Origin of the sequence: Collinsella sp. CLA-ER-H6 (genome assembly GCF_040092305.1) — a bacterium.
Lineage (GTDB): Bacteria > Actinomycetota > Coriobacteriia > Coriobacteriales > Coriobacteriaceae > Collinsella.
In genome coordinates, this window is record NZ_JBBNLS010000010.1 from 15338 (window position 1) to 38030 (window position 22693).

Sequence of the window (22693 nt, forward strand, 5' to 3'; positions counted from 1 at the left end):
ACCGATCAAGGTCCGTCTTGCTGTTGATATGAGGCTTTGGGGGAAGCATATGGGTCTTGAGGGAATCAAACTGATTGCATGCGATTTGGACGGCACGTTGCTGCATCCGGGGGAGCGCGAGCTGCGTTCCGAGGCCTTTGAGCTTATCGATGAGCTGCATCGTCGTGGTATCGTGTTTATGCCGGCGAGTGGCCGTCAATATGCGAGCTTGCGCTACCTGTTTGCCCCGGTGGCCGATGAGCTCGCCTATGTATGCGAAAACGGAACCCTGGTGATGAGCGAGGGGCGTGCCGTCGTCAAGCGTTCCATGGAGCGTAGCCTTGCTATGGTTATCGCGAATACCGTGGTTGCGTATCCCCATACCGACATGACCCTTTCGTGTGAGGGGCACATCTACACCATGAGCGGCAACGATGCGTTCGTCGACCATTTGCGCTATGTGGTCCACTGCGATGTGGCGGTGGTCGACCGTCCCGAGGACATCGACGAGGATGTCATTAAGATTGGCTTCCAGACGCCCGAGGTGGATTATCCGGCGGCCCGGGAGTATTTCGAGCGCCTCTTTGGCGACCGTGTCAATGTGATGACGTCAGGAACCGCATGGACGGACCTTATCGGTTTCGGTTCGGGCAAGGGCTCCGCGCTTGCCGATTACGGTCGTGTCCTGGGGATTTCGCCCGATGAGATGATGGCATTTGGCGACAATGAGAACGATCGCGACATGCTCAACGTCGTGGGCCATCCCTATCTGATGGAGAGCTGCAACCCCACCATGCGCGGTATCAACGATCGCGTCCGTTACGTGCACACGGTCGAAGAAGAACTGCGCCGCCTGCTCGCCGAGTAGGTTTTCGGGACATGCCTAGAAATGTACTGTTTGCTGTAACGGATGGGAAAGTAGATTTGCAGGCATGCCCCAAAGGCTACCGGCAGTCGGGGCAGAGTCCCTCAAAGATGGTGTAGTGCGAGCTGACGCTCCATCCGATTTGTTCGGATGCCCTGGCGTCGAGCTGGGCATCGAAGGGGAGCGGCACGTCGATGACGCGGCTGCACGAGGTGCAGATGATATGTGCGTGCGGCTCGATGGTGCGATCGAAGCGGCTGCCGCCCGGCGTCTTAATAGAGAGAATCTCGCCGGCGTCGGCTAAGAGATTGAGGTTGCGGTAGACAGTGCCGCGGCTGATCTTGTCATCCTGTTCGCGTACGACATTGTAGATTTCGTCGGCGGTGGGATGGTTATAGCTTTGGCGCACAGCGTCAAGAACCAGCTTTCGCTGCCTGGTATTCCTTCTTTGCACCGCCATGCGCCTCGCCTCTTTTCTGTAAACGGCATGAAGCAAATGATACCTTATTTAGAACACAATACTAATAGCGAGGGCTAAAACTATCCTCGTTGGCAAGCGGGGTGCGAGCTTGGGCGTCTACAAGGCGAAAACGTGTCCCCATGCGCTCATAGGAGGCATGAAGCGCCTCGAGCAGAGACACGATGTTTGCCGGCGTGCCCTGTAGCTCCATCTCAACCGAGCCGTCTTCCATATTGCGCACCCAGCCGGTGAGGGAGCGCGCCTGTGCGAGGTTGGTGTTGGTGAAGCGGAAACCGACGCCCTGGACTTGCCCCTCCCACCGCAGGAAATAGCGCTGCGGGGCGTCTTGAGTGGCCTCGTCGCTTGCGAGCACGGTGAGCCTGCGGCGCAGCTCGAGCTCGACGCCAGAGAGCTTTTGGGGTTCGCGGCTGCCGCCGGCGACGCTGGAGAAGAACGTATCGAAGAAGCTCATCGCTAGGCCTGCTTGTCTACGTCGGCCGGGAAGGTAATGCCGGCCTGCTGGCGTACGGCATCCATGATGCGCAGTGAGACGAGCGTGACATCGCGGTAGTGTCCGAGCTCGTGGCGTCCCGCCGGGGTCTCCCAAATCTCTTCCTTAACGTTATCGATACCGCCGATGGCGGTGATAAAGTCTGTGAGTTCGTATTCCATGGTGTTGCTCGATTTGGGAAGGTCGAGCACGCGGCCGTTGTCGCCCTGTTCGCGCGGTACCTCGGTCGCCGAGCCGCGTACGACGTCGCCGCGATAGTCGATGCGGACGTTGCGGGGCGTGGACAGATGGTCGATCTGGATAGTGCCACGCTCGCCTTCAATCTGCGAGGGCAGCAGGTCATTCGTAATTTTGGAGTGCGCAAGCTCGACGGAGATACGGCCACCGCCGTAGCTGGCGAGGATGGAACCGCAGCCATCGATGGGGCCGTGCGTGAGCTGTCGTGTGGCGGGGTCGAGCAGAGTAGCCATGCTCGTAAGGCCGGAGGGCATGCCGAAAATCTCGACCATGGGCTCGACGGTGTAGACGCCGATGTCCATGAGGGAACCCGATGCCATATTGCAGTCAAAGATATTGGTGGCGCGCCCCGCGAGAACCTCGTTGTAGCGCGAAGAATACTTGCCAAAGCGCAACGATGCACGACGAATGGGCGCAATCTCGCCCAGGGCGTCCTCGACGGCGTGGAAAGCGGGGTCATGGAGCGGGCGCATGGCTTCGAGGGCTACGACGCCCGCCGCCTCGGCTGCGCGAAAGACCTCGAGCGCCTGCGCCTCGGTGGCACAAAAGGGCTTTTCGACGATAACGTGCTTGCCGCCGGCGATACAGGCGAGCGCCTGCTCGTAGTGGAGCGCATTGGGGCTGCCGATGTAGACGGCGTCGACGTCGGCAGCGGACGCAAGCTCGTCAAGCGCGGTGAAGTAACGCTCGCCGCCGTGCTTAGTGGTGAAGGCGGCGCCGCGATCTGCATCGCGCGAGAGCGTGCCCACAAACGCGGCTTGGTCGTTGGCGTTGACGACCTGGATAAAGTCGTCGGTAATCATGGATGTGCCGATGGTCGCTATACGCAGCATATATCCCCCTCGTGCCGTTCGGTTTACAGGATGAGTGTAGCGCGAGGGGGCAGGAAATAGCGTGCGAAAACGCCGTTACAGGTCGCTCTCGTTAAAGCCGGTGTCGATATCGAGGTTGCTGCCGTCGGCCGCCGTGGTGGCAAGCTCGTCGCAGCGCTCATTAAGCTCATGGCCGGCGTGGCCCTTAACCCAGATGAACTCCACCTTGTGCTTGCTCTTTGCGGTGAGTAGGCGCTCCCACAGATCGCGGTTCTTAACGGGCTGCTTGTTGGCGGTCTTCCAGCCGCGTTTTTTCCAGCCGTCGATCCAGTGCTTGTTGAAGGCGTTAACAACGTACTGCGAATCGGAATGGACTTCGACATCGCAGGGGCGGTTGAGCGCCTCGAGCGCCACGATGACGGCCATGAGTTCCATGCGGTTGTTGGTGGTCTTAGCGTAGCCGCGCGAAAGCTCGGAGGTGAAGGTCTTGCCGGCGGGGTTGGTGTATGTGAGCACGGCGCCGTAGCCACCGCGTCCCGGATTTGATCGGGCCGAGCCGTCGGTATAGATGATGACCTTCACATGGTTCCTTTCGTTGGGTACGTTTCGTGTGAGTGACCATTGTAGCGCCATGCCCGCCGGGGGCTAGCAATCTACGATTTCTACCCCGTCTTCCGACAGTTAGTTGGCATGGATGATGCGGTTGAGCTCGTCGAGGTATTGCTGCAAGAGGGGAGAGGGCTTGCGCTCGTCGTGCATGATATAGCCTACGCGCATCGTTGGGGCGTCTGCTAACGGGATCGATGCCATACCCCATTGCATTTCATTGGAGAGGACGCCGGTCGACAGGGTGTAACCGTTCGACGTGATAAGTAAGTTAGTAAGTGTTCCGCGGTCCGAGATTCGTATGTTGCGGTCGCAAGGGATATAGCTAAAAGGTTCCTCGGCGTAATAGAAGGAGTTTGAGGTTCCCTGCTCAAAGCTGTAGCGCGTATAGGGCGTGAGGTCGGCAAGGGACAGCTGGGGGCGGCGTGCGAGTGGGTGGCGCTCGCTAACGAAGACGTGGACCGTCGCGTCGAATAGGGGATGGAAGCTTGCACGGGCATCGGCGAAGGCCTTCTGCAGAACGCGGGCGTTAAAGTCATCCAGATACAGAATGCCGATATCGCTGCGAAACGCACGGACGTCATCGATGATCTGCGATGTGGTGGTCTCGCGCATGATGAACTCGAACTTGCTGTCGCGGCAGCGCTCGACCACGTTGACAAAGGCCTCGACCGAAAAGGCGTAGTGCTGGGCGGAAATGGCGAGGCGGGCTTGCGGGGTGCCGCCGTCCTCGTAGCGTGCCTCGAGCATGTCGGCCTGCTCTACGACCTGGCGCGCATAGCCCAAAAGCTCGGTGCCGTCGTTGGTGAGCGTGACGCCGCGGCTGGAGCGCGTAAAGATCTCCAGATGGAGCTCCTGTTCCAGGCTTTTGACGGCGTTTGAGATGTTGGACTGAGCGGTATAGAGGCGCTGGGCTGCGGCGTTGATTGAGCCGGACTCTGCCACGGCGATCAAAAAGCGAAGCTGTTGGAGGGTCATCGGCGCCCGTCCTTTCGATAGTTATCTAAAAAACAGATAACAGGTTAGCGCTTTTAAGTGATTGACCCGGGGAGACGATGCTCGTACTATTCAAAACACACAAAGGCGGTAGGTAATTAAGCCAACCACGGAACCGGGATGCGAAAGGAGGCCCGCATATGAATTGCTTACCAAGACGAATGCCGGGCTCCTGTTTGCGCCCGTCGGCGTGATCAGGAGACAGCGACTTACTTCTCTTACGCTTATTACTTTTGTTCGATCAAGGAGATCATCATGAGCCAGTTTATCAACAACCCCGAGCACACCTTTGGTTTCGACACCCTGCAGCTTCACGTTGGCCAGGAGAGCGCCGATCCCGCATCCGATTCCCGCGCCGTGCCTATCTACCAGACCACGAGCTATGTGTTCCGCAACTCCCAGCACGCTGCCGACCGCTTTGGCCTTGCCGACGCCGGTAACATCTACGGCCGTCTGACCAACTCCACCCAGGGCGTCTTCGAGGACCGTATCGCCGCACTCGAGGGCGGCGTGGCCGGCCTCGCCGTCGCCTCCGGTGCCGCCGCCATCACCTATACCCTGCAGGCTCTTGCCCAGGCCGGTGACCACGTGGTGGCTCAAAAGACCATCTACGGTGGTTCCTACAACCTGCTGGAGCATACGCTCTCGCAGTTTGGCGTCGAGACCACGTTTGTCGATGCCCATAACCTGGACGAGGTCGAGGGTGCCATCAAGGACAACACCACGGTTATCTACCTCGAGACGCTCGGCAACCCCAACTCCGATATCCCCAACATCGACGCCATCTCCGAGATTGCCAAGAAGCATGGTCTTCCGGTCGTCGTCGATAACACCTTCGGCACCCCGTATCTGTTCCGTCCGCTGGAGCACGGCGCCAACATTGTCGTTCACTCCGCAACTAAGTTCATTGGCGGCCATGGCACCTCGCTGGGCGGCGTGATTGTCGATGGCGGCAACTTTGACTGGAAGGCGAGCGGCAAGTATGCGCAGATCGCCGAGCCCAACCCATCCTACCATGGCGTCTCGTTTGCCGAGGCTGCCGGCCCCGCCGCCTTCGCGACCTATGTCCGCGCCATCCTGCTGCGTGATGAGGGCGCTTGCATCAGCCCGTTCAACGCCTGGATCTTGCTCCAGGGCACCGAGACGCTTTCGCTGCGCGTTGATCGCCATGTCGAGAACACCAAGAAGGTCGTTGAGTTCCTTGCCGGCGACAGCCACGTTGCCAAGGTGAACCACCCGAGCCTGCCCGATCACCCCGACCATGAGCTTTACAAGCAGTATTTCCCCAACGGCGGTGCCTCGATCTTCACCTTCGAGATCAAGGGCGGCCAGGAGGCTGCATGGAAGTTCATCGACCACTTGCAGGTGTTCTCGCTGCTCGCCAACGTGGCCGACGTCAAGTCGCTCGTCGTGCACCCGGCTACGACTACGCACTCCCAGCTCTCTGCCGAGGAGCTCGCCGAGCAGAACATCACGCCCTCCACGATCCGTCTTTCCATCGGTACCGAGAACGCCGAGGACATCATTTGGGACCTGAAGCAGGCCTTTGCCGCACTGGACGAGTAGGGCGACTTGTGCAAGGACTCCTTGCGACTCGATAGCTATAACTGCATAAAATGCCTGCTCAAGGCACCTGCGCAAGCAATGGTTGCGCAGGTGACTTTTTGCATAGGGAGGGTGCTATTACAGGGTTTTTGGCATGCTTTATGCAATCGAGATGTGGAAAACTCCTGTTGAGAGGATGTGAGTTTTACGCAAATGACGTGCACCTTTTGAGAAAAACCGCAGGTCGCGATTTGCTCGGGGTACTATGCAGCGCGATCGAATCGCACACAGCTCAAACGCAGCAAAAACGCACTACGGAGGTTTCCAGCTACATGAGGATCGATTCACGAAAACCGAAAGCCGCCGCCCTTTCCGCCGCTCTGACCGTGGCACTTTTGGCGGGCGCCGGCGCAACCGATGCCCACGCGGCAACACTGTCCGACACGGTCGGATCCATGCCGTCCGAGGCGACGCTGATGCAGCCCGTCGACTATCGCGGCGACGGCTTTGGCTCCATGCAGGAGTGGAACGCCTCTATGGGGGCCAAGCGCGATTCCCTAGAGGTCCGCGCCCAGATCATCATGAACATGTACGGTGACTATGCCACCGATGACGAGCGCGCTGTACTGCAAGGTTGTATCGACGGTGCGGGCAGTCTTTTGACGATGGAGGAGGTCGACGCGAAGTCGGCCGAGCTCGACGAGCTTCGCTCCGCGCTCGAGGATGCTAAGCGCGAGGCGCTCGAGGCTGCGGCCGCCGAGGCAGAAGCTGCCGAGGCCGCCCAGGCGTCATATGGCAACGCAGGCTACGTCCCATCCTATACGGCAGCTGCGTATTACGCGAACGGCTCGGGCCTGACGCGCTCGAGCGGCGTCAATAACTATAACGGCCGCCGCGAGACTTATTACAGCAGCAACGTGTTGTATCACCACCGCACGGGCGAGTGGACGCAGGACGCCGAGGGCTTTTGGCGCGATTCCGATGGTTACTACGTCGTGGCCGCGGGCGATAAGGCTCAGGGCTCCACGTTTACCGGTTCCAAGGGCGAGTGCAAGGTCTATGACTCCGGCTGCGCAGCCGGAACCACCGATTACTATACCGGTTGGTAATCTGCCATAAGCCAATAGGAAATGATGGGCGGGCGTCTTTACCGAGCCTTTGGGCAACGTAAAGGCGTACGCTTTTTGTGCATGCTTGAGCTAACAGAGCGCTTACCGTGGCAGTACGCCGCGCATATGGGCGCAGGGCACACTGGTTCATGAGAAATAAGGTCTTTCTCTTGGAGGAAGTGATCTTGTGAACGCTCGAGATATTGCCGTTGCCGCCGTCGCATTGGTGCTTGGTTGCCTTGGTCCTATGGCCGCGCTCATTGCGGGCATGCAGGGGTCATGCGGGGCTGCTCCATTCGTGGTTGGCGCGCTGATCGCAGCCGCACTGCTGGGAAGCGGGGGCGTGGTTCTTTGCCGCGATGACGAGGACGTGGTGCCGGAGTCGCAACGCTAACTGTCGTGAGATTGGCTGCTGGTCATAGACGAAGATAAAAGCCGCCGCAGGGGAAAGGTTCCCTTGCGGCGGCTTTGCTGTTAAGGCTGTTAAATGCAGCGCGTTGGCGCTACCAGCTTTTCTCGATATCGCGGATGCGCTGATAGAGCCACTCGTTTTGCGGCGCCTGGATATCGTGTTTGGCTGCGAGGCGGCAGATGGTGCCCGCGAACTCGTCAACCTCGGTTTTGCGCCTTGCGATGCGGTCTTGAGCCATCGAGGGCATACCGGCGGGGTCGATTCCCTCGATGAGATGCACCATCTGCGTCAGGTCTGCCTCGGTCAGCTTAACGCCCTCGGCGTTGGCGACCGCAAGCGTTTCGCGCATGGCGGAAACAAAGCAGCGACGCTGCTCGGAGCCGGGCTCCGTGGCGCTTCCGTAGGTCCCGCCGTAGGCCATGCAGGTCTGGTTGATGCCGTCGTTGAGCATGAGTTTGGCCCACATGCGGTGCGCAATGTCGCTCTCGACGGTATGGGCAATACCGCAGCGCGTGTAGAGCTCGTCAATTGCGGTGATGGTTGCGGGATCCGTACCGGCCGCCGCGCCAAAGCGGATTTCGCCAGTGTTGGTAAAGGTGAGCTCTCCGTTGAGGAACACGGCGTCCATGCCCTGGCAGATACCCAGGACGGTATGCTCCCAGCCAAAGCGCTCGGCAATCTTTTGCTCGCTCGTGATGCCGTTGCACAGCGAGGCGATGAGCGTGTTGGGTCCCACGACGCGCTCCATAGTCTTGAGTGCTTGGTCGAGACCGGTGGTCTTGACCGTCAGGATGACCAGATCGGCAGGCGTTGCCTCGCTGGCGCGGACGGACGTGAGCTCGCAGGGTTCGCCGTTGATGGTGAGCGCGTCGTTCGCGTGACGCTCGAAACGAGCATCATCCATGACGTATTCGACGGCATCGTTGCCGAGGGTCTTGGCAATCATACTGCCGTAGAGCAGGCCGACGCCGCCCTTGCCGATAAAGGCGACCTTGTTGATCTGCATGTGAATCATCTCCTCACAAAAAGGCGCCCGCGTGCGGGGCGCCTGATGGATTGTATGCCGCTGGGGTATGAAGCGTGCACCGGAGGCTGAATTTAGAAGAACAAACGCATGGGAACTTACGCTGCAGGGCAGACTGCAAAAACGCGTGCGGGGTATCCGACACCATCGCGGACCTTAGGGAAGGTGCAGAAGATGACGGCGCCCGTGGCGGGAAGCTCGTCCAGATGGTCCATGACCTCGATCTGGTAACGGTTGACCGAGAGGATGTATTGTTCGCCGGGGTAGGGGTAGGCATCCTCGCGTGTGGTCACGCTCGCCTCCTTTCATCGGGCTTTTTGCTGATGTTAAAGCGGTGCCGTGACAGCTCGATTTCTGCTGCGTTACGATACGTTCTCGATTGCGATTCCACGATGTTTCGGCCGCGTGACCATTGTGTTTCGCCTTGCCGGGGCGCTGATGGCGAAGGGAGGGGCCGTGCAATACCGCGTTGACCCCAAAAGTGGTAACCGAATATCCGCTCTGGGTCTGGGCTGCATGAGATTTCCCGGTGCGCCGGGACGTCCGGATGCGAAGACAGCCGATGCCATCATTTCCCGTGCGGTGGATCAGGGGATTAATTATCTGGATACTGCATATCTCTATCCCGGTAACGAGGCGTGCGTGGGTGCCTCACTTGAGCGCTTGGGGCTGCGCGACCGTGTGTTGCTGGCGACTAAGCTGCCGCATACTTCGTGCAAGTGCGCGGAGGATTTCGACCGGTTTTTCGACGAACAACTGCGCCGCCTGCGAACCGACCATATCGACTATTACCTCATGCACAACATCACCTCGCCCGCCCAGTGGGAACGTGTAGTGGCGTTGGGCATCGAGGACTGGATCGCGCGTCAAAAGGCGGCGGGGCGCATTCGTCAGATTGGTTTTTCGTATCACGGCAGCGCGGCGGATTTCTTGACGATGCTTGACGCATATGACTGGGATTTTTGCCAGATACAGTACAACTATGCCGGCGAGCGTTACCAAGCGGGAACGGCAGGACTCATGACGGCTGCGGAGCGCGGGCTCGCGGTGTTTGTGATGGAGCCGCTTTTGGGCGGGCGTCTGGCGGGCAAGCTGCCGCCGCGGGCGCGCGCTGTTCTCGACGGTGCATGCGACCGGCATTTGCATACGCCTGCCGCTTGGGGGCTCTCGTGGGTGTGGAATCATCCCCAGGTGACCATGTTGCTTTCTGGTATGACCGATACCGCGCAAGTGGATGAGAATTCGTCACTGGCAGACCTCGCGTTGCCGAATTCGATGACTGCCAACCAGCTCGACACGATCGCGCACGTGCTGGATGAGTTTGAAAAATCGAACCGCGTGCCCTGCACGGGATGCGGCTATTGCATGCCATGTCCCAAGGGCATCAATATTCCCGGCTGCTTTGCCGCCTACAACGCGAGCTATGCGCACAGCTGGTTTACGGGTCTATCGCAGTACTTTACGGCGAGCGCGGTGCGCACGAGCGAGCCCAAGCTGGTGAGCAATTGCGTCAAGTGCGGCAAATGCGCGCGGCACTGCCCACAGCACATCGATATCCCCGGTCGCTTGGACGACGTACGCCGCCGTTTTCAGCCTGGCCCCGTGACGGCGGTGCTTAAGGCCTTCGGCAAAACGCGCTCCTCATGACCCTTTTATAACGTGTGGTGGAATAGTTCCTGTTTGCGGCAGAATAAGGCACCAACAGGAACTATTCCACCGCAACTGAAGGGGGCTGTCGTGGGCCATCGGGATTCATGTGATGATTTGCGTGAGGTTTGTTGGGGCGTTTTGGGCGCTGGACACATTTCGTATCGATTTGCATCGTCGCTCAAGGAGGTGGACGGGGCACGGATTGTGGCTGCCGCCGGTCGCACTCCTTTGCATGTTGAGGAGTTTTGCAGGGCGTTTTCGATTGATGCCGCGCACAGTTATGCCACGGCTGACGATAACGGCGATGCGGCTTATGATGCGCTGATTGCCGACCCCGATGTCGACGCAATCTACTTGGCTCTTCCACATGGCATGCATGCGCATTGGGTCTGTCGGGCACTGCGCGCGGGAAAGGCCGTACTGTGCGAAAAGCCGGCCGTTTTGAATGAAGAAGAGGCCCGTGCGATCGCCTCTGTTTCCCGTGAGTGCGGCGTGCCGTTTATGGAGGCGATGAAAAATCGGTTTTGTCCGATGCGTACTCGCGTGAAGGGCTTGCTTGCGTCGGGCGAGCTCGGCCGTATCGTTTCGATCGAAAGCGTGCAAAAACTCGATTATGGTGAGCCCCCTTCGAGTTATCTGCTCGATCCGTTGCAGGGTGGCTGTCTATATGACATGGGCTGCTATGCGGTCGGGTGGTTTGAGGATCTGCTTGCGGGCGCTTGCGATGTTTCGTCTCGTGAAGTTCGCTGGCGTGACGTATCGGGCGGCCGCGTGGATTGGGCCGATGAGATCCATATGAGTGTCGGCGGTATACCCATTCGTATGGTGTGCGACGGCAAAGCAGCATATGAAAGCCGCTTAACGATTGCCTGCGAGTGGGGCTCGTTGGAAATCGAGCGCCTCCATCGCCCCGAGCTCGCCCATGTGAAGTACTCCGACGGACGAATGCTCGAAATAAATGCCCCGTTTGAGGTCGATGATTTCTACGGCGAAATCCAGCATGCGACCCAGCTCATCCGGTCGGGGAAACTCGAGAGTCCCGTCATGCCCCTTGCCGCCACACAGCGCTGCGCGCGCATTATCGATGCAATCCGTCTAGCCCTCTAGGGCTTGACGCTGACGCGTAGGGGATCATGACGCCGGCGTCCGTGGTCGTAGTGCTTGGTGGCCCGCATCTCTGATGCCTCTTTTATAACTTGCGGCGGAATAGTTCCCGTTTGCGGCAGAATAGGGGCCAAACAGGAACTATTTCACCGCAACTGATGAGGGGGAGCTGGGGATGCTGACGATCGGGTGCCATCTTTCGACGACGAAGGGCTATCGGGCGATGGGGAAGACGGCGCTGTCTATTGGCGCCAATACCTTTGCATTCTTTACGCGCAACCCGCGCGGCGGCAAGGCGAAAGACCTTGACATGGATGACGTGGCGGCCCTGCGCGAGCTTATGGAGCAAAACGACTTTGGCCCGCTCGTGGCTCATGCCCCGTATACCTACAACCCCTGCTCGGCCAAAGAGCGGGCGCGCGAGTTTGCCCTGGAAGCCATGGCGGAGGACCTGCGGCGCATGGAAGCACTGCCCGGCAACTGCTACAACTTCCATCCCGGCGCGCATGTGGGGCAGGGCTCCGACGCCGGCATTCAGATGATCGTCGACACCCTGTGCCAGGTCATGTTTGAGGGCCAGCAGACGACGGTGCTGCTCGAGACCATGGCCGGCAAGGGCACCGAGGTGGGCCGCAGTTTTGAGGAACTGGCGCTCATCATCGAGGGCGTTGCCGACAAGCGCCCCGAGCTGTCGGCCAAGTTGGGCGTTTGCCTGGACACCTGCCATGTGAATGACGCCGGCTATGACATCGTCCACGATCTTGACGGTGTGCTCGACGAGTTCGATCGTGTGGTGGGTATCGAGCGCCTGCGCGCCGTGCATATCAATGACTCCAAGAACCCCTGCGGCGCCCATAAAGATCGCCACGAGTGCATCGGCAAGGGCTACCTGGGTAGTGAAGAGTTTGGCGGCGGTATGCAGGTTATGCAGAATATTGTATCGAATGGCCGCTTGCGCGCATTGCCATTCATTCTGGAGACACCGAACGAACTTGCAGGTTATGCGGCTGAAATCAAACTGTTAAGGTCGTTGCAGCAGTAATGGCTGTCATAAAGTGGAGTGCTCCATTCACGTTATGGGTTTGTTTCAATCAGTTTTCTAATTGCAGATTCGCACTTACGGGTGCATAATAGCCAACAGTTTTTGCAGACCTCTGAATCAAACGGGGTCACCGGAAGGAGACTGATTATGAAGCTCAAGAAGCTTGGCGCATTTGCCGCCGCGGGTGCCATGGCGCTCGCCCTCGCACTGACGGGCTGCGGCTCGTCCAACGCCACCTCTGGTTCTGATGCCGGCTCCAGCAGCTCTGACGACGCTAAGGTCGAGAAGGTCGACGGCTCCAAGGAGTACGCGCTCGTCAAGGACGGTACGCTGACCGTCGGCACCTCTGCCGAGTACGCTCCGTTTGAGTACAAGGATGACAACGGCGATTATCAAGGCTTTGACCTTGAGCTCATCAAGGCTATCGGCGACAAGCTGGGCCTGGATGTCGAGTACGTCAACAACGACTTCGACACGCTCGTCCCCGGCGTCGCTTCGGGTGCCAAGTATGACGTTTCCATCGCGGCTATCACCGACACGCCCGAGCGTGAGAAGGAAGTCACTTTCTCCGATTCCTACTACATGGACGATCAGGCTATCGTGACCAAGGTCGATAACACCGACATCACGGCCGACAACTACAGCGAGAAGCTCAACAATGCTGACGCCACGATCATCGTCCAGTCTGGTTCGACCGCCGAGGCCTTTGCCCAGGAGAACTTCCCCAAGGCCAAGATCGTCCCCTACAAGGACGCTACCGAGTGCTTCAGCGCCCTGCAGTCCGATAAGGGCGACGCCGTAGTCACCAACCGCTCCGTTGCCAGCCAGCTGACCGCCGAGCAGTTCAACACCTGCCAGACCATCAAGCAGATCAGCACCGGCGAGGAGTACGCCATCGCCATCAACCAGGGCAACACCAAGCTCAAGGACGACATCAACCAGGCTATCAAGGACCTGACCGATGACGGTACCGTCGACGCCCTCATGGCTAAGTACAACATCAAGTAAAATAACTACTTGATTGCGCGCGGGCCCTTTCCGTTTTGCGGAGAGGGCCTTTGTGCTTCTCTTGACGGAGAGCGTTTCCGTCTCGTTTTGCCGGCAACTTCTACGATAGGAGCCACCTTGTCTCGATTGAATGAAGGGGCCGCGGAGCAGCGTTTTCCACTGCCCGCCTTGCTCCAAAAGCTAGCCTGCGTCATGGCCGTGGCGCTCGCGCTGGTGTGCGCGGGGGCATATGCGCCCACGACCGCCCAGGCGCTTGAGACCGCAAAGATTACCGCCCGACCCAATACCGGTTCGGGCAGCGACGTGGTCGGTGGCACCGAGACCCGCATCACCTGGGAGGTCCAGGCCGATGCCGACGAGGAACTGAGCGGTCTTTCGCTGACGTTTGCCGATGGCACGACCTTTGGTACCGATGACACGCGATTGACGATGCTCTCGGGCGAGGACCTCATGGATCGTACGCCCATGAAGCCCACGTGCAAGGCTGACGGCCAGACGCTCAAGATTGACTTTGGCGAGACGGCGCCTGCCGGCGGCTTTTTCCGTGTCGAGGTTTACGGCGTGGCGTTTCCCGTCGAGGGCGGCGAAGAGGCCTTTAGCGGCACCTATACGCTCGCCGACGGTTCGACCAAGAAGATTTCCAAGATTCCTTCCGTCGAGATCAAGGGCGTGACGGCGTTCGATAACTTCCTGGCCGATCTTAAGGAGCAGCCGTGGGTCGAGGCCTGGAACTCCAATATGTTCCTGCGCCTGTTCTTGAACCCGGTTATTTTGGTCCAGAGCCTGCCGATCGTCTTTAAGGGCTTCCTCATGTCGCTCTCGATCGTGCTTGTGGCGTTTCCGCTGGCGATCCCCTTTGGCTTTGCCCTGTCGCTTATGCGCATCTCCAAGTCGCGCATCCTGCGCTGTCTTGCCGGCATCTATGTGAATATCATCCGCGGTACGCCGGCGTTCCTGCAGATCTATATTGCATTCTTTGGCCTGCCGCTTGCCGGCGTCAAAGTGGACGACTATGTCCTGGGCGTTATCGTCATGGCCATGAACTCGTCTGCGTACCTGTGCGAGATCTTCCGTGCCGGTATTCAATCGATCCCCAAGGGCCAGAACGAGGCTGCTCGCTCGCTGGGCATGAATGCCTTCCAGACGCTGCTCTACGTTATGATTCCGCAGACGTTCCGCAATGTCCTGCCTACGCTGACCAGCGAGTTTATCCTGCTTTACAAGGATACGTCGCTGCTTGCCGCTGTGGGCGTGGTCGAGATCGTCATGAACGCCCGCACCATCGTGGCCACGACGGGCTCCATTACGCCGTACGTGGTTGCCGCCTTGTTCTATCTGGTCATTACCCTGCCGCTTGCGCGCTTGGTGAGCGGTCTTGAGGCGAGGCTGCTGGGTACGGCCGAAACCAAAAAGAAGCGTCCCACCAAGAGCGCCGGACAGGTTGTCGCGACGCCTGCCGACCATATCGCTGGCCTGTAAGGAGGTTCTATCATGAGCGAAACCAATAACTCGAACGAGGTCGTCGTCAGCATCAAGAATCTCCAGAAGGCCTTTGGCGATAACGTAGTCCTGCGCGACATCGATCTTGATGTGCACAAGGGCGAGGTCGTTGTCGTTCTGGGACCCTCGGGCTCGGGTAAATCAACGATGCTTCGCTGCATTAACCGTCTCGAGGAGCCCACGAGTGGCTCGATTGTCGTCGAGGGCGTGGATGTGTGCGCCAAGGGCGTTGACCTCAATAAGGTGCGTACGCACTTGGGCATGGTGTTTCAGCAGTTCAACCTGTTCCCGCACCTGTCGGTCAAAAAGAACGTCATGCTTGCGCAGCAAAAGGTGCTCAAGCGCAGCAAGGAAGAGGCCGAGAAGATTGCCGTCGAGGAGCTGACCAAGGTCGGCCTGGCCGAGCGCATCGATTTTATGCCGAGTCAGCTTTCGGGCGGTCAACAGCAGCGCGTGGCCATCGCTCGCGCCCTGTCGATGAACCCTCACGTCATGCTCTTTGACGAGGCCACGTCGGCGCTTGACCCCGAGCTCGTCCGCGATGTATTGGGCGTCATGCGCGACCTGGCACGTGACGGTATGACCATGATCGTCGTGACGCACGAGATGGGCTTTGCCCGCGACGTCGCCGACCGCGTCGTCTTTATGGACGGTGGCGTTATCGTGGAAGAGGGTACGCCGAGCGAGGTCTTCGACCATCCCAAGAGCGAACGCACCAAGGCGTTTTTGGGCAATATCTCATAGATGATCAGCAGCGTCTCGGAATGAGAGTTTGCTTGAGCGGGCGGGGCCGTGGCAATGATGCTGCGGCCCCGTTTTGCATTTCGGATAAAGGTCTCGTCGCTGCCCTGGCGGATTTTCAACCACATTTTCGGTGAATTATGTGTGCGTGATATCGGCGGACGCTTGTTGCCTGGTCTTCCATACAATTACATGCTGTTTGAAAAGAAGCCGGACCATGGGTGCGCTTGGCGCATAAAAGGGAACTGGGTGGGAATCCCAGACAAGGCGGTTACTGTGTGCGGGGCTGTCCCGCGAGTCAGATTACTTGCCCACGGTCTTCTCGTGTCGAGGGTCTTTTGGGAGCCGCTGGATTCCGGTGAGCAGAAGATGACATCATATTTGCTCCAAGCATTCCGTATGCGATGCGGGGGGCATTGCCGCATGCTGTCAGGTGCGGGCGTTTCGCTGTGTCCCGTTTCCCTTTACATGGTCGGCCTCGATTCTTATTGGGGTAGTGATCTTCCGGACCAAGGGGGAAAGGATGCTCAACAACATCCGAACAGGTACGAGGAAATTCCTCGTCGTGCTCATGGCGTTTATCTTTGCCAGTTCGAGCACGGGAATGACCGCGTTTGCCGAGGAGGTGAGCACGGGCGTAGCCGCGGCGGCCGATCAGGTCACCGCGGCGGGCGATGCTGGGCAGGGCAGTCCTGATGAAGATGAGCCTTCTGCCGACGCTGAAACCGGCATGGCAGATGGCGGCAGCACACAGGAGCAGGAAAGCTCCGGTGTTGCCGTGCGGTCTATTGCGTCCGAGGAAACGATACCGGCTGCACAAGTCGAAGAAGCAGGTTCTTTCGCCAAGGTAGTGCACTCGGGCGAGACGGTGGTCGTCAACGATGCGGCCGATATGCCTGAGACCATTGAGGCGGGTGCGACCGTCAAGCTCGGCGCGAATATTTCGATGGGCGCTGACCAGCAGATCGAGACCATTGACGGCACCTTGGATGGTCAGGGCCATACGGTCACCATTAACGGCAAGGCCGTTGCGAATAATGTGACCGGCTCGATTCAGAACCTGGGCGTGACAGGCTCGGTCTCCGGCGCCGACAAAGTAGGCTCCATTGTCATGAAACTTTCTGGCACCATCCAGATGTGCTGGTCCACGGCGAGTGTGAACCTTAGCGACTGGTTGGGCTGTGCCGGTGGTCTGGTCGGCAGCATGACGTCCGGAAAGATCGTCAATTCCTATTTTGCCGGCTCAGGCGTTGAGATGAACGGTGGCCTGGTCGGTGAGGCTCAGGCCGGATCGCTGTTGAACTGCTTATATACCGTAGGCTGGTCGCCTGCCGGGATAAACTATGATGGCTTTAATATGGGAAACGCGGCTAAAGCCGCCGACCTCTCTTCTGCTAAATCGCTCGACGTGCTCAATACCGATGTGCCGTCGACTGGCTTTTCCTGGGTGTCCAACGGTGGCCTGCCCTTGCTTGTGAGCGGCTCTGCCCCCGTCGTTGTCAATAAGGACGCGCTCGTCGCGGCTATCACGGCCGCCGAGGCGCTCAATGAGTCCGACTACACAACGGATTCCTGGTCCGCCTTTGCCGCTGCTCTTGCTGACGCCAAAATCGTCAACGATAACGACGATGCATCTCAGTCCGATGTAAATGCGGCGGTCAAGACGCTCAAGGATGCCTCGGATGCGCTTGAGAAAAAGAAGCCGACGGCTCCCGTCGCCCAGCCGGAGAGCGTCAGGCACATCTCGTCGCAGGATGACTTCATGTCTATGAACGTCAAGGATGCGAGCAACTACTATGTGCTCGATAGCGACATTGTGATTGATGACGAATGGTTCTTCGGACCCACAGGCGAGCTCAATTGCACGTTTGACGGACAGGGTCACACTATTACCTTTGACAACAAGGGAGGCGTTAAGTCTCTGTTTGAGAGCGTTGGCTCCACCGGCGTCATCCAGAATGTCTCTTTTGCCGGTGAGCTCAAACAGGCCATGGACGGCAAGTCGTTTGGTCCGCTTGGCAATCAGGTAAAGGGCTCTGTCATTAATTGCTCCACGTCCGTTACAGGTAAGGGCGTTGCTGGCTTTGGCCGTACGCTCAAGGGCGGCGTGATCTCCAATTGCATGTCCACCGCCGCTTCGACCGGCGGCGTGCTCTTTGCGAGCTACGACTCCGGACAGCTCATCAATACGTACTGGCAGGAGGGCCTTACCAACAAGGTCGTCTTTCCCGCGGACGCGCTCGTTAACTCCTATGCTGTCGATACCGATGACATGAAGACGGCGACCTTTGTCGAAAATCTCAACGCCAATCGTGGTAAAAACGGTAGCGTGTGGGGTATGGGGTCTGATGGCTTTCCGCACTTCGGTGAGAATCTAGACTACGAGTTTTCCAAGAGCCCTGCTGCAAGCAATAAGTACGAGGTGAAGTTCACGTCTGCCCGTACCGGCAAGACCGTAACTGCTGCCGATGGTGTGCTCTGCCCGTCTCCCGACGACGTTGTGGTGGGCGAGAACGGTGCCGCCTGCGTTTCGGGCACACTTGAGCTCGATGGCCTGCCCAAGGATGCCAAGGTGACCTGGGGTACCCCAGATGCCAACAGGGGTGATATCGCCGTTAACGAGGAAACGGGCCTGTTGCACGTGTATAACGACGCCGTAGGTACGGTAACCGCCACACTCCACAAGGACGACGGCACTACCGAGAACGTCGCGACCGTTGTGGTCAAGGCGGTGTCCAAACCGATCGATGATTTTCAGATTTGGTATAACGGCGCAAACGTGACGGGCGGCACTATTGCGGTTGCGGGTTCCGAGGTCAAGAATCTTGAAGTCCGTGTTCATTACACCGATGCCGCCGAGGGCGAGTACACTCCTGTTTCCTATGCGCGTTTTCGCTTTGTCGGCACGCCTGCGAACGTACTTTACTCCAATCCCGGATCCGCCTGCTTTTATTTTAAGAAGCCGGGCGAGGCCACGATTCGGGTATCTTCACGCGCAAATCTCGATATCGCCTCCAAGAGCGTGACGGTCACGTCGAGCTATGTGCCAGCGACGAGCGTCTCGCTTGGCTATAACGAGGACGGCGAGACTGTCTATCTGCACGGTCGCAATCCGCTTGCCAAAGGCGCCTTCCTGACCGATAAGGCTGCGCCGGTTGTGGGGCCCGAAAACGCGAGTGATCGCGCTTGCTATACGGTCACCTCGAGTGATTCTGCGGTTGCCGAGTACACTACGAGTGGCGAGATTGGCTTTACGCCGTATAAGGCCGGTAAGACGACATTTGAGGCGACGGTCGAAAACCAGGACGGCAGCGTCATTTCCTCCGGTAAGCGAGAGGTTACCTACGCTTACCGGAACCCACTGAAGTCAGTGACAATCACGAATGTCCCCGCGTCCGTTAAGGCCGGCAAGACCGTCGAACTCAACCTGGGTTATACGGGTGAGAACGATGCCGAGGGCTGGAGTGTTTCCGAGCCCGGTATGAAATGGAGTGTGACGACCGAGGAAGGTCGGGATGCCTCGGATGCCGTGAGTATCGACCGACGCGCTCTTGGTGATTGGAAGCACGTCGACGGTGCTCCTGACGACGGCTTGTTTGTGGCGAGCGGCGCCTATGTCCTGACGGCGAACAAGGCCGGTACCTATACGGTGACCGGTACGCCGATCGATCAGACTGCCGGTGCCCAGGCCATCTCCTTTGAGATTACGGTTGACGGAATCGTTGCCTCGCCGGATAACGAGGCAAAGGCCGACGAAGGCGCCCTTTCCGCTGCCAAGTACTTTGACATCAACCGTACGATTGATGCGTACGCCTATGGTCAAGAATGGGAGATTTACGCCTTCGCAACGTCGGGGCGCAAGATTGACGACGCACTTATCGCGAATTACAAGAAGTCCCTTACCGTTCATAAGGCCGAGTGGTCGGGCAACACCGCCAAGGTGACTGATTACGAGCGAGTTGCGCTTGCGTTAACCGCGCTTGGCGAGGATATCACCTCTTTCGATGGCGTGAATCTCATTGCCGACATTTGCTCTCACGAAGATCTTGTGGCTTCGGCGAACAACGTGGTCTATGCGCTGATTGCCCTTGACGAGGCGGGCATTTCGAATGAGGCGTTGCGTGCGTCCGGCTCTTCTTGGACACGCGCTCAGCTTGTTTGCGCGCTGCTTTCGTTCCAGAATTCCGACGGCGGTTTCACCATCGATGCGGGCGGTGCGAGCAACGTCGATATGACCGCTATGGCACTTCAGGCGCTTGCGCCCTATGTCGATGATGACGCGTGCGCCGTCGCCCTGGCCTCGAATGGCCAACCTTCTGTTGCATCTGCTGTCGACAATGCGCTCGGCTTCCTTAGGGGCCAGATGAACGGCCTTTGCGATTTTGGGTCTGTCGAGTCTAATGCCCAGGTGCTGCTTGCTCTTGTGGCTCTTGGCAAGGATCCCGTAAATACCAAGAACGGTTTTGCAACGGGTGCGAATAGCCTGATTTCTGCAATCTGCGCCTACGAGGTTGCCGACGGCAAGGGCTATGCCCATACCATGGGATCCGACGGTAAGCCCGGCAATGCCAATGCGCTTGCGACTGTACAGGCCTTACGGGCCCTTTCGGCCTATAAGTCCGCAGGGTCCGGTGTGAGCTGGTCCAAGATCGGTGGCGTAAAAGCCGGTGTCGTCGAACCGGGCGGCTCGAAAAAACCCGTGACGCCCGAGGTACCCGTTCCTACGGTCCCGACGAAGAATCCGACGCCCGCGGTCATGCCGACCGGTTCACAGGGGGGCGATGGCTCCGGCGATAAGCAGGGCGGTTCTGGAATGCAGGAAGTTGGTGCTTCGCAGGATGGCTCGAAGTCGGAGATGTCGCAGAATGTGGATGCCAACAAGGGCGAGTCCGATAAGAAGTCCGGCTCCGACGAGTCTTCCGGTTCGAAAACGACGTCTGCTGCTGCATCACGCAAGGGTTCTTTGGATGGGCGAGGCGGCGTTAATCCGGTTGCTGTTACCGGTGTTGTTGTCGGTATCGTGTGCCTTGCGGCTATTGGTGCGTGGTTTGTGCGCTCCCGTAAGAACGCATAGCGACTCGATGCCTGTAACGTCCGTCGTTTGATACGCGGGTGAGTTGTGCCGTTCGTGTCGTGGCTTTATAGATGAACGGGCTCCGGGTTAAGACGACCCGGAGCCCGTTTGCGTTGCATCTGTCGTGTCAATGGTTGGTTTATGCCAGCTCCGCTCCCAGAGCCTTGCAGGCCGCCTCGCCCTCATCATCGGGCGCATCATAGCAAATGACGGAATCGACGACGTTGATGCCCGCCTCGTCGGCATCGGCCTTCCAGTTGTCCATCCACTCGCCCTCGGCCCATGAGTAGGAGCCAAAGAGGACGACCTTCTTGTCGCTGAGGGTTTCCTTGACCTCGTCCCACATAGGCTGGAACTCGTCATACTCAAGCTCCTCGGAGCCCATGGCGGGGCAGCCGAAGGCAATGGCGTCATAGCTGGCGGCCTTGTCTGCGGAGAAATCGGCGCAGGGGATGACCTCTGCCTCGGCGCCGGCATCGGTTGCGCCCTCGGCAACGAAGTTTGCCATGGCCTCGGTGTTGCCTGTGCCGCTCCAGTAGACGACTGCGATCTTGCTCATATGTTTTCCTTTCGGTTGTGCGGCGTGCGGCCGCGTTTTGTATGCTCTATCGGGTTGCCTGGACAAGTTGTTCCAGGGTGCAGCCCTGTTGATAGATGTAGGTAAGGTATTGCGTGCATGCGCGATAGGAATCGAAGGTCGTGAGCGCCTGCTCAACGTTTGTGTATACCTTCCATGCGCCAAAGACCTTATAGTTTTCGCCGTGCTGGACGATAAACTGATGGACATCTTCGTAGGGATAGCCCAAAAAATAGCCAATTTCGTGGGGGAACTCGCAGGTGCAGTCTTTGCTGCAGCTAGCTTGCTGGGGTAGTGCGCATCGAGTCTGGCTGCAGGCGCATTCTGCGACGTTATTGCTCGCGAGCGTGATGCGTGATGCCAAATGCACAAGGCATGTCGAAAGGTCTCTCGTGTCGTAGCCTTCCGAGGCGAGCGCCGTTTGGGCGCGAGAGTCTTCGAAATAGGTGGTGAGGCTTTTGGCTCGGTACACGTACACGAGCGCTCCGCAAGGCCGCCAGACCAAAACACTCAGGTGGATGCCGAGCGGGTCAAGCTCGCGGTTGCACTGGGCGATAACGTTGAGCAGGCGTGCTCGGCGTTCTGCGATGGCTTCGGTTGCGGTCGAGCTGTCCCCGTGGGCGTAGGTGCCTGGATAGGTAAAGAGCGATGCCGGCTTGATGCCCGCGAGCGTGGGAGAGCAGTTGCGCACGACCGCTGCCTGAAACGTTGGAATGTCTATGGTTCGGGTCACGGCGCTCCTTACGGATCTAAACTGTTAGCCTAGGAAAACTTATACACGAAAGTAAGCCTTGGTCAACTAAAAAGTTTGAATAGGGAAACTAATTGACCGAACGGACATGATTTTGGGTTAAGATGGAGACACCCCATGGGGGTATCTAGATAGGGCTACTTGAAAGGGGAACGCATGAGTGACTTGTTCAACCCTGCAGATATCATCGTGCTGGCCGTCATTGCCGTCGGCATGTTTTTTGGACTGCGTCGCATTGCCGCTTCGACACACGGGAAGAGTTGCTGCAGCGACGGTGCGAGCGGCAAGAAGGCCAAAAAGGTTGTTGTGGTGGATACCGATGCGTCACACTATCCCTATAGCGATGAGCTGCTCATCGGCGGCATGAGCTGTGACGGCTGCGCTCAGAACGTAGCCAATGCCCTCAATACGCTTGATGGTGTGTGGGCAACGGTGACGTATACGGACCACACGGCACGCGTGCGCTCGAAGCGCCCGGTTGATCGCGACGCACTCGAGACGGCGGTGAGGGGTGCGGGCTATTACGTTATGAAAATGTAGGCGTTGCCCTCTCCGGTGGGAACCAGCCTCCTGCCCATTGTGACTATCGGCATCCAAAAATTTGCGCAAAAATAACCTTTAGATGCGGCAAAAGTGGAGTTTGGTGACGGTTTGCGCGGAATTCGCTACCAATCGAACATCTATTAACAT

At 58.5% G+C, this 22693-nt stretch carries 21 protein-coding genes and 1 riboswitch; of the genes, 12 read left to right on the top strand and 9 right to left on the bottom strand.

Translation table 11 applies throughout. The annotated features are described in order from the left end of the window. Positions 1 to 49 precede the first annotated feature (49 nt). Positions 50 to 847, top strand: coding sequence for an HAD family hydrolase (locus tag AAAX77_RS05700; protein WP_349105212.1), 798 nt, complete (start codon positions 50 to 52; stop codon positions 845 to 847). Between the two features lie 76 nt (positions 848 to 923). Here AAAX77_RS05700 and AAAX77_RS05705 read toward each other — a convergent pair whose 3' ends face one another. The 5 genes from AAAX77_RS05705 to AAAX77_RS05725 form a co-directional block, all read right to left on the bottom strand. Next, positions 924 to 1304 carry a transcriptional repressor gene (locus tag AAAX77_RS05705; protein WP_172676337.1) on the bottom strand — a complete coding sequence of 127 codons (381 nt, stop codon included), beginning with the start codon at positions 1302 to 1304 and terminating at the stop codon, positions 924 to 926. 61 nt (positions 1305 to 1365) lie between these two features. Further along, on the bottom strand, positions 1366 to 1776 hold the full coding sequence (locus AAAX77_RS05710; protein ID WP_349105214.1) for an acylphosphatase: 411 nt from the start codon (positions 1774 to 1776) through the stop codon (positions 1366 to 1368). Positions 1777 to 1778: 2 nt separating this feature from the next. After that, entirely contained in the window at positions 1779 to 2885 is a 1107-nt protein-coding gene (locus AAAX77_RS05715) for a Gfo/Idh/MocA family oxidoreductase (protein WP_349105215.1), read from the bottom strand. 75 nt (positions 2886 to 2960) lie between these two features. Further along, positions 2961 to 3497 (bottom strand): ribonuclease HI, encoded by a 537-nt coding sequence (gene rnhA, locus AAAX77_RS05720; protein WP_349105217.1) that lies wholly within the window; start codon positions 3495 to 3497, stop codon positions 2961 to 2963. A gap of 48 nt (positions 3498 to 3545) precedes the next feature. Next, entirely contained in the window at positions 3546 to 4448 is a 903-nt protein-coding gene (locus AAAX77_RS05725; protein WP_117757381.1) for a LysR family transcriptional regulator, read from the bottom strand. A 273-nt stretch (positions 4449 to 4721) separates the two neighbouring features. Here AAAX77_RS05725 and AAAX77_RS05730 point away from each other — a divergent pair, with 273 nt between their 5' ends. The 3 genes from AAAX77_RS05730 (at position 4722) to AAAX77_RS05740 (ending at position 7514) form a co-directional block, all read left to right on the top strand. Then, on the top strand, positions 4722 to 6032 hold the full coding sequence (locus AAAX77_RS05730) for an O-acetylhomoserine aminocarboxypropyltransferase/cysteine synthase family protein (RefSeq protein ID WP_349105219.1): 1311 nt from the start codon (positions 4722 to 4724) through the stop codon (positions 6030 to 6032). A 311-nt stretch (positions 6033 to 6343) separates the two neighbouring features. After that, on the top strand, positions 6344 to 7120 hold the full coding sequence (locus tag AAAX77_RS05735) for a hypothetical protein (protein WP_349105222.1): 777 nt from the start codon (positions 6344 to 6346) through the stop codon (positions 7118 to 7120). A 187-nt stretch (positions 7121 to 7307) separates the two neighbouring features. Continuing rightward, positions 7308 to 7514: a hypothetical protein gene (locus tag AAAX77_RS05740; RefSeq protein WP_349105223.1), complete on the top strand. Its 207-nt coding sequence runs from the start codon at positions 7308 to 7310 to the stop codon at positions 7512 to 7514. A gap of 109 nt (positions 7515 to 7623) precedes the next feature. Here the strand turns inward: AAAX77_RS05740 and AAAX77_RS05745 are convergent, their stop codons facing one another. Together AAAX77_RS05745 and AAAX77_RS05750 are read right to left on the bottom strand one after the other, a co-directional pair. Next, positions 7624 to 8538 carry a ketopantoate reductase family protein gene (locus AAAX77_RS05745; protein WP_349105226.1) on the bottom strand — a complete coding sequence of 305 codons (915 nt, stop codon included), beginning with the start codon at positions 8536 to 8538 and terminating at the stop codon, positions 7624 to 7626. A 116-nt stretch (positions 8539 to 8654) separates the two neighbouring features. Beyond that, entirely contained in the window at positions 8655 to 8849 is a 195-nt protein-coding gene (locus AAAX77_RS05750) for a hypothetical protein (protein WP_349105227.1), read from the bottom strand. A gap of 163 nt (positions 8850 to 9012) precedes the next feature. On the opposite strand from AAAX77_RS05750, the gene AAAX77_RS05755 reads away from it, so the two are divergent. The 7 genes from AAAX77_RS05755 (at position 9013) to AAAX77_RS05785 (ending at position 20675) form a co-directional block, all read left to right on the top strand. Further along, positions 9013 to 10203 carry an aldo/keto reductase gene (locus AAAX77_RS05755; protein WP_349105229.1) on the top strand — a complete coding sequence of 397 codons (1191 nt, stop codon included), beginning with the start codon at positions 9013 to 9015 and terminating at the stop codon, positions 10201 to 10203. Positions 10204 to 10293: 90 nt separating this feature from the next. Continuing rightward, complete coding sequence (locus AAAX77_RS05760) at positions 10294 to 11313, top strand: Gfo/Idh/MocA family oxidoreductase (RefSeq protein WP_349105230.1); 1020 nt, start codon at positions 10294 to 10296, stop codon at positions 11311 to 11313. Between the two features lie 172 nt (positions 11314 to 11485). Beyond that, positions 11486 to 12352, top strand: coding sequence for a deoxyribonuclease IV (locus tag AAAX77_RS05765; RefSeq protein ID WP_349105232.1), 867 nt, complete (start codon positions 11486 to 11488; stop codon positions 12350 to 12352). A gap of 147 nt (positions 12353 to 12499) precedes the next feature. After that, positions 12500 to 13360, top strand: a complete 861-nt coding sequence (locus AAAX77_RS05770; RefSeq protein ID WP_349105233.1) for an ABC transporter substrate-binding protein — start codon at positions 12500 to 12502, stop codon at positions 13358 to 13360. A gap of 117 nt (positions 13361 to 13477) precedes the next feature. Next, complete coding sequence (locus AAAX77_RS05775) at positions 13478 to 14839, top strand: amino acid ABC transporter permease (RefSeq protein WP_349105234.1); 1362 nt, start codon at positions 13478 to 13480, stop codon at positions 14837 to 14839. Between the two features lie 12 nt (positions 14840 to 14851). Beyond that, positions 14852 to 15604 carry an amino acid ABC transporter ATP-binding protein gene (locus tag AAAX77_RS05780; protein ID WP_022094423.1) on the top strand — a complete coding sequence of 251 codons (753 nt, stop codon included), beginning with the start codon at positions 14852 to 14854 and terminating at the stop codon, positions 15602 to 15604. 199 nt (positions 15605 to 15803) lie between these two features. Continuing rightward, a riboswitch (cobalamin riboswitch) is annotated at positions 15804 to 15931 on the top strand. A gap of 193 nt (positions 15932 to 16124) precedes the next feature. Next, positions 16125 to 20675 carry a prenyltransferase/squalene oxidase repeat-containing protein gene (locus tag AAAX77_RS05785; protein WP_349105236.1) on the top strand — a complete coding sequence of 1517 codons (4551 nt, stop codon included), beginning with the start codon at positions 16125 to 16127 and terminating at the stop codon, positions 20673 to 20675. Between the two features lie 139 nt (positions 20676 to 20814). Here AAAX77_RS05785 and AAAX77_RS05790 read toward each other — a convergent pair whose 3' ends face one another. After that, positions 20815 to 21234, bottom strand: a complete 420-nt coding sequence (locus AAAX77_RS05790; RefSeq protein ID WP_349105237.1) for a flavodoxin — start codon at positions 21232 to 21234, stop codon at positions 20815 to 20817. A gap of 46 nt (positions 21235 to 21280) precedes the next feature. After that, entirely contained in the window at positions 21281 to 21985 is a 705-nt protein-coding gene (locus AAAX77_RS05795) for a DUF3793 family protein (RefSeq protein ID WP_349105238.1), read from the bottom strand. 174 nt (positions 21986 to 22159) lie between these two features. Here AAAX77_RS05795 and AAAX77_RS05800 point away from each other — a divergent pair, with 174 nt between their 5' ends. Next, complete coding sequence (locus tag AAAX77_RS05800; RefSeq protein WP_349105240.1) at positions 22160 to 22543, top strand: cation transporter; 384 nt, start codon at positions 22160 to 22162, stop codon at positions 22541 to 22543. The last annotated feature ends 150 nt before the right edge of the window (positions 22544 to 22693 follow it).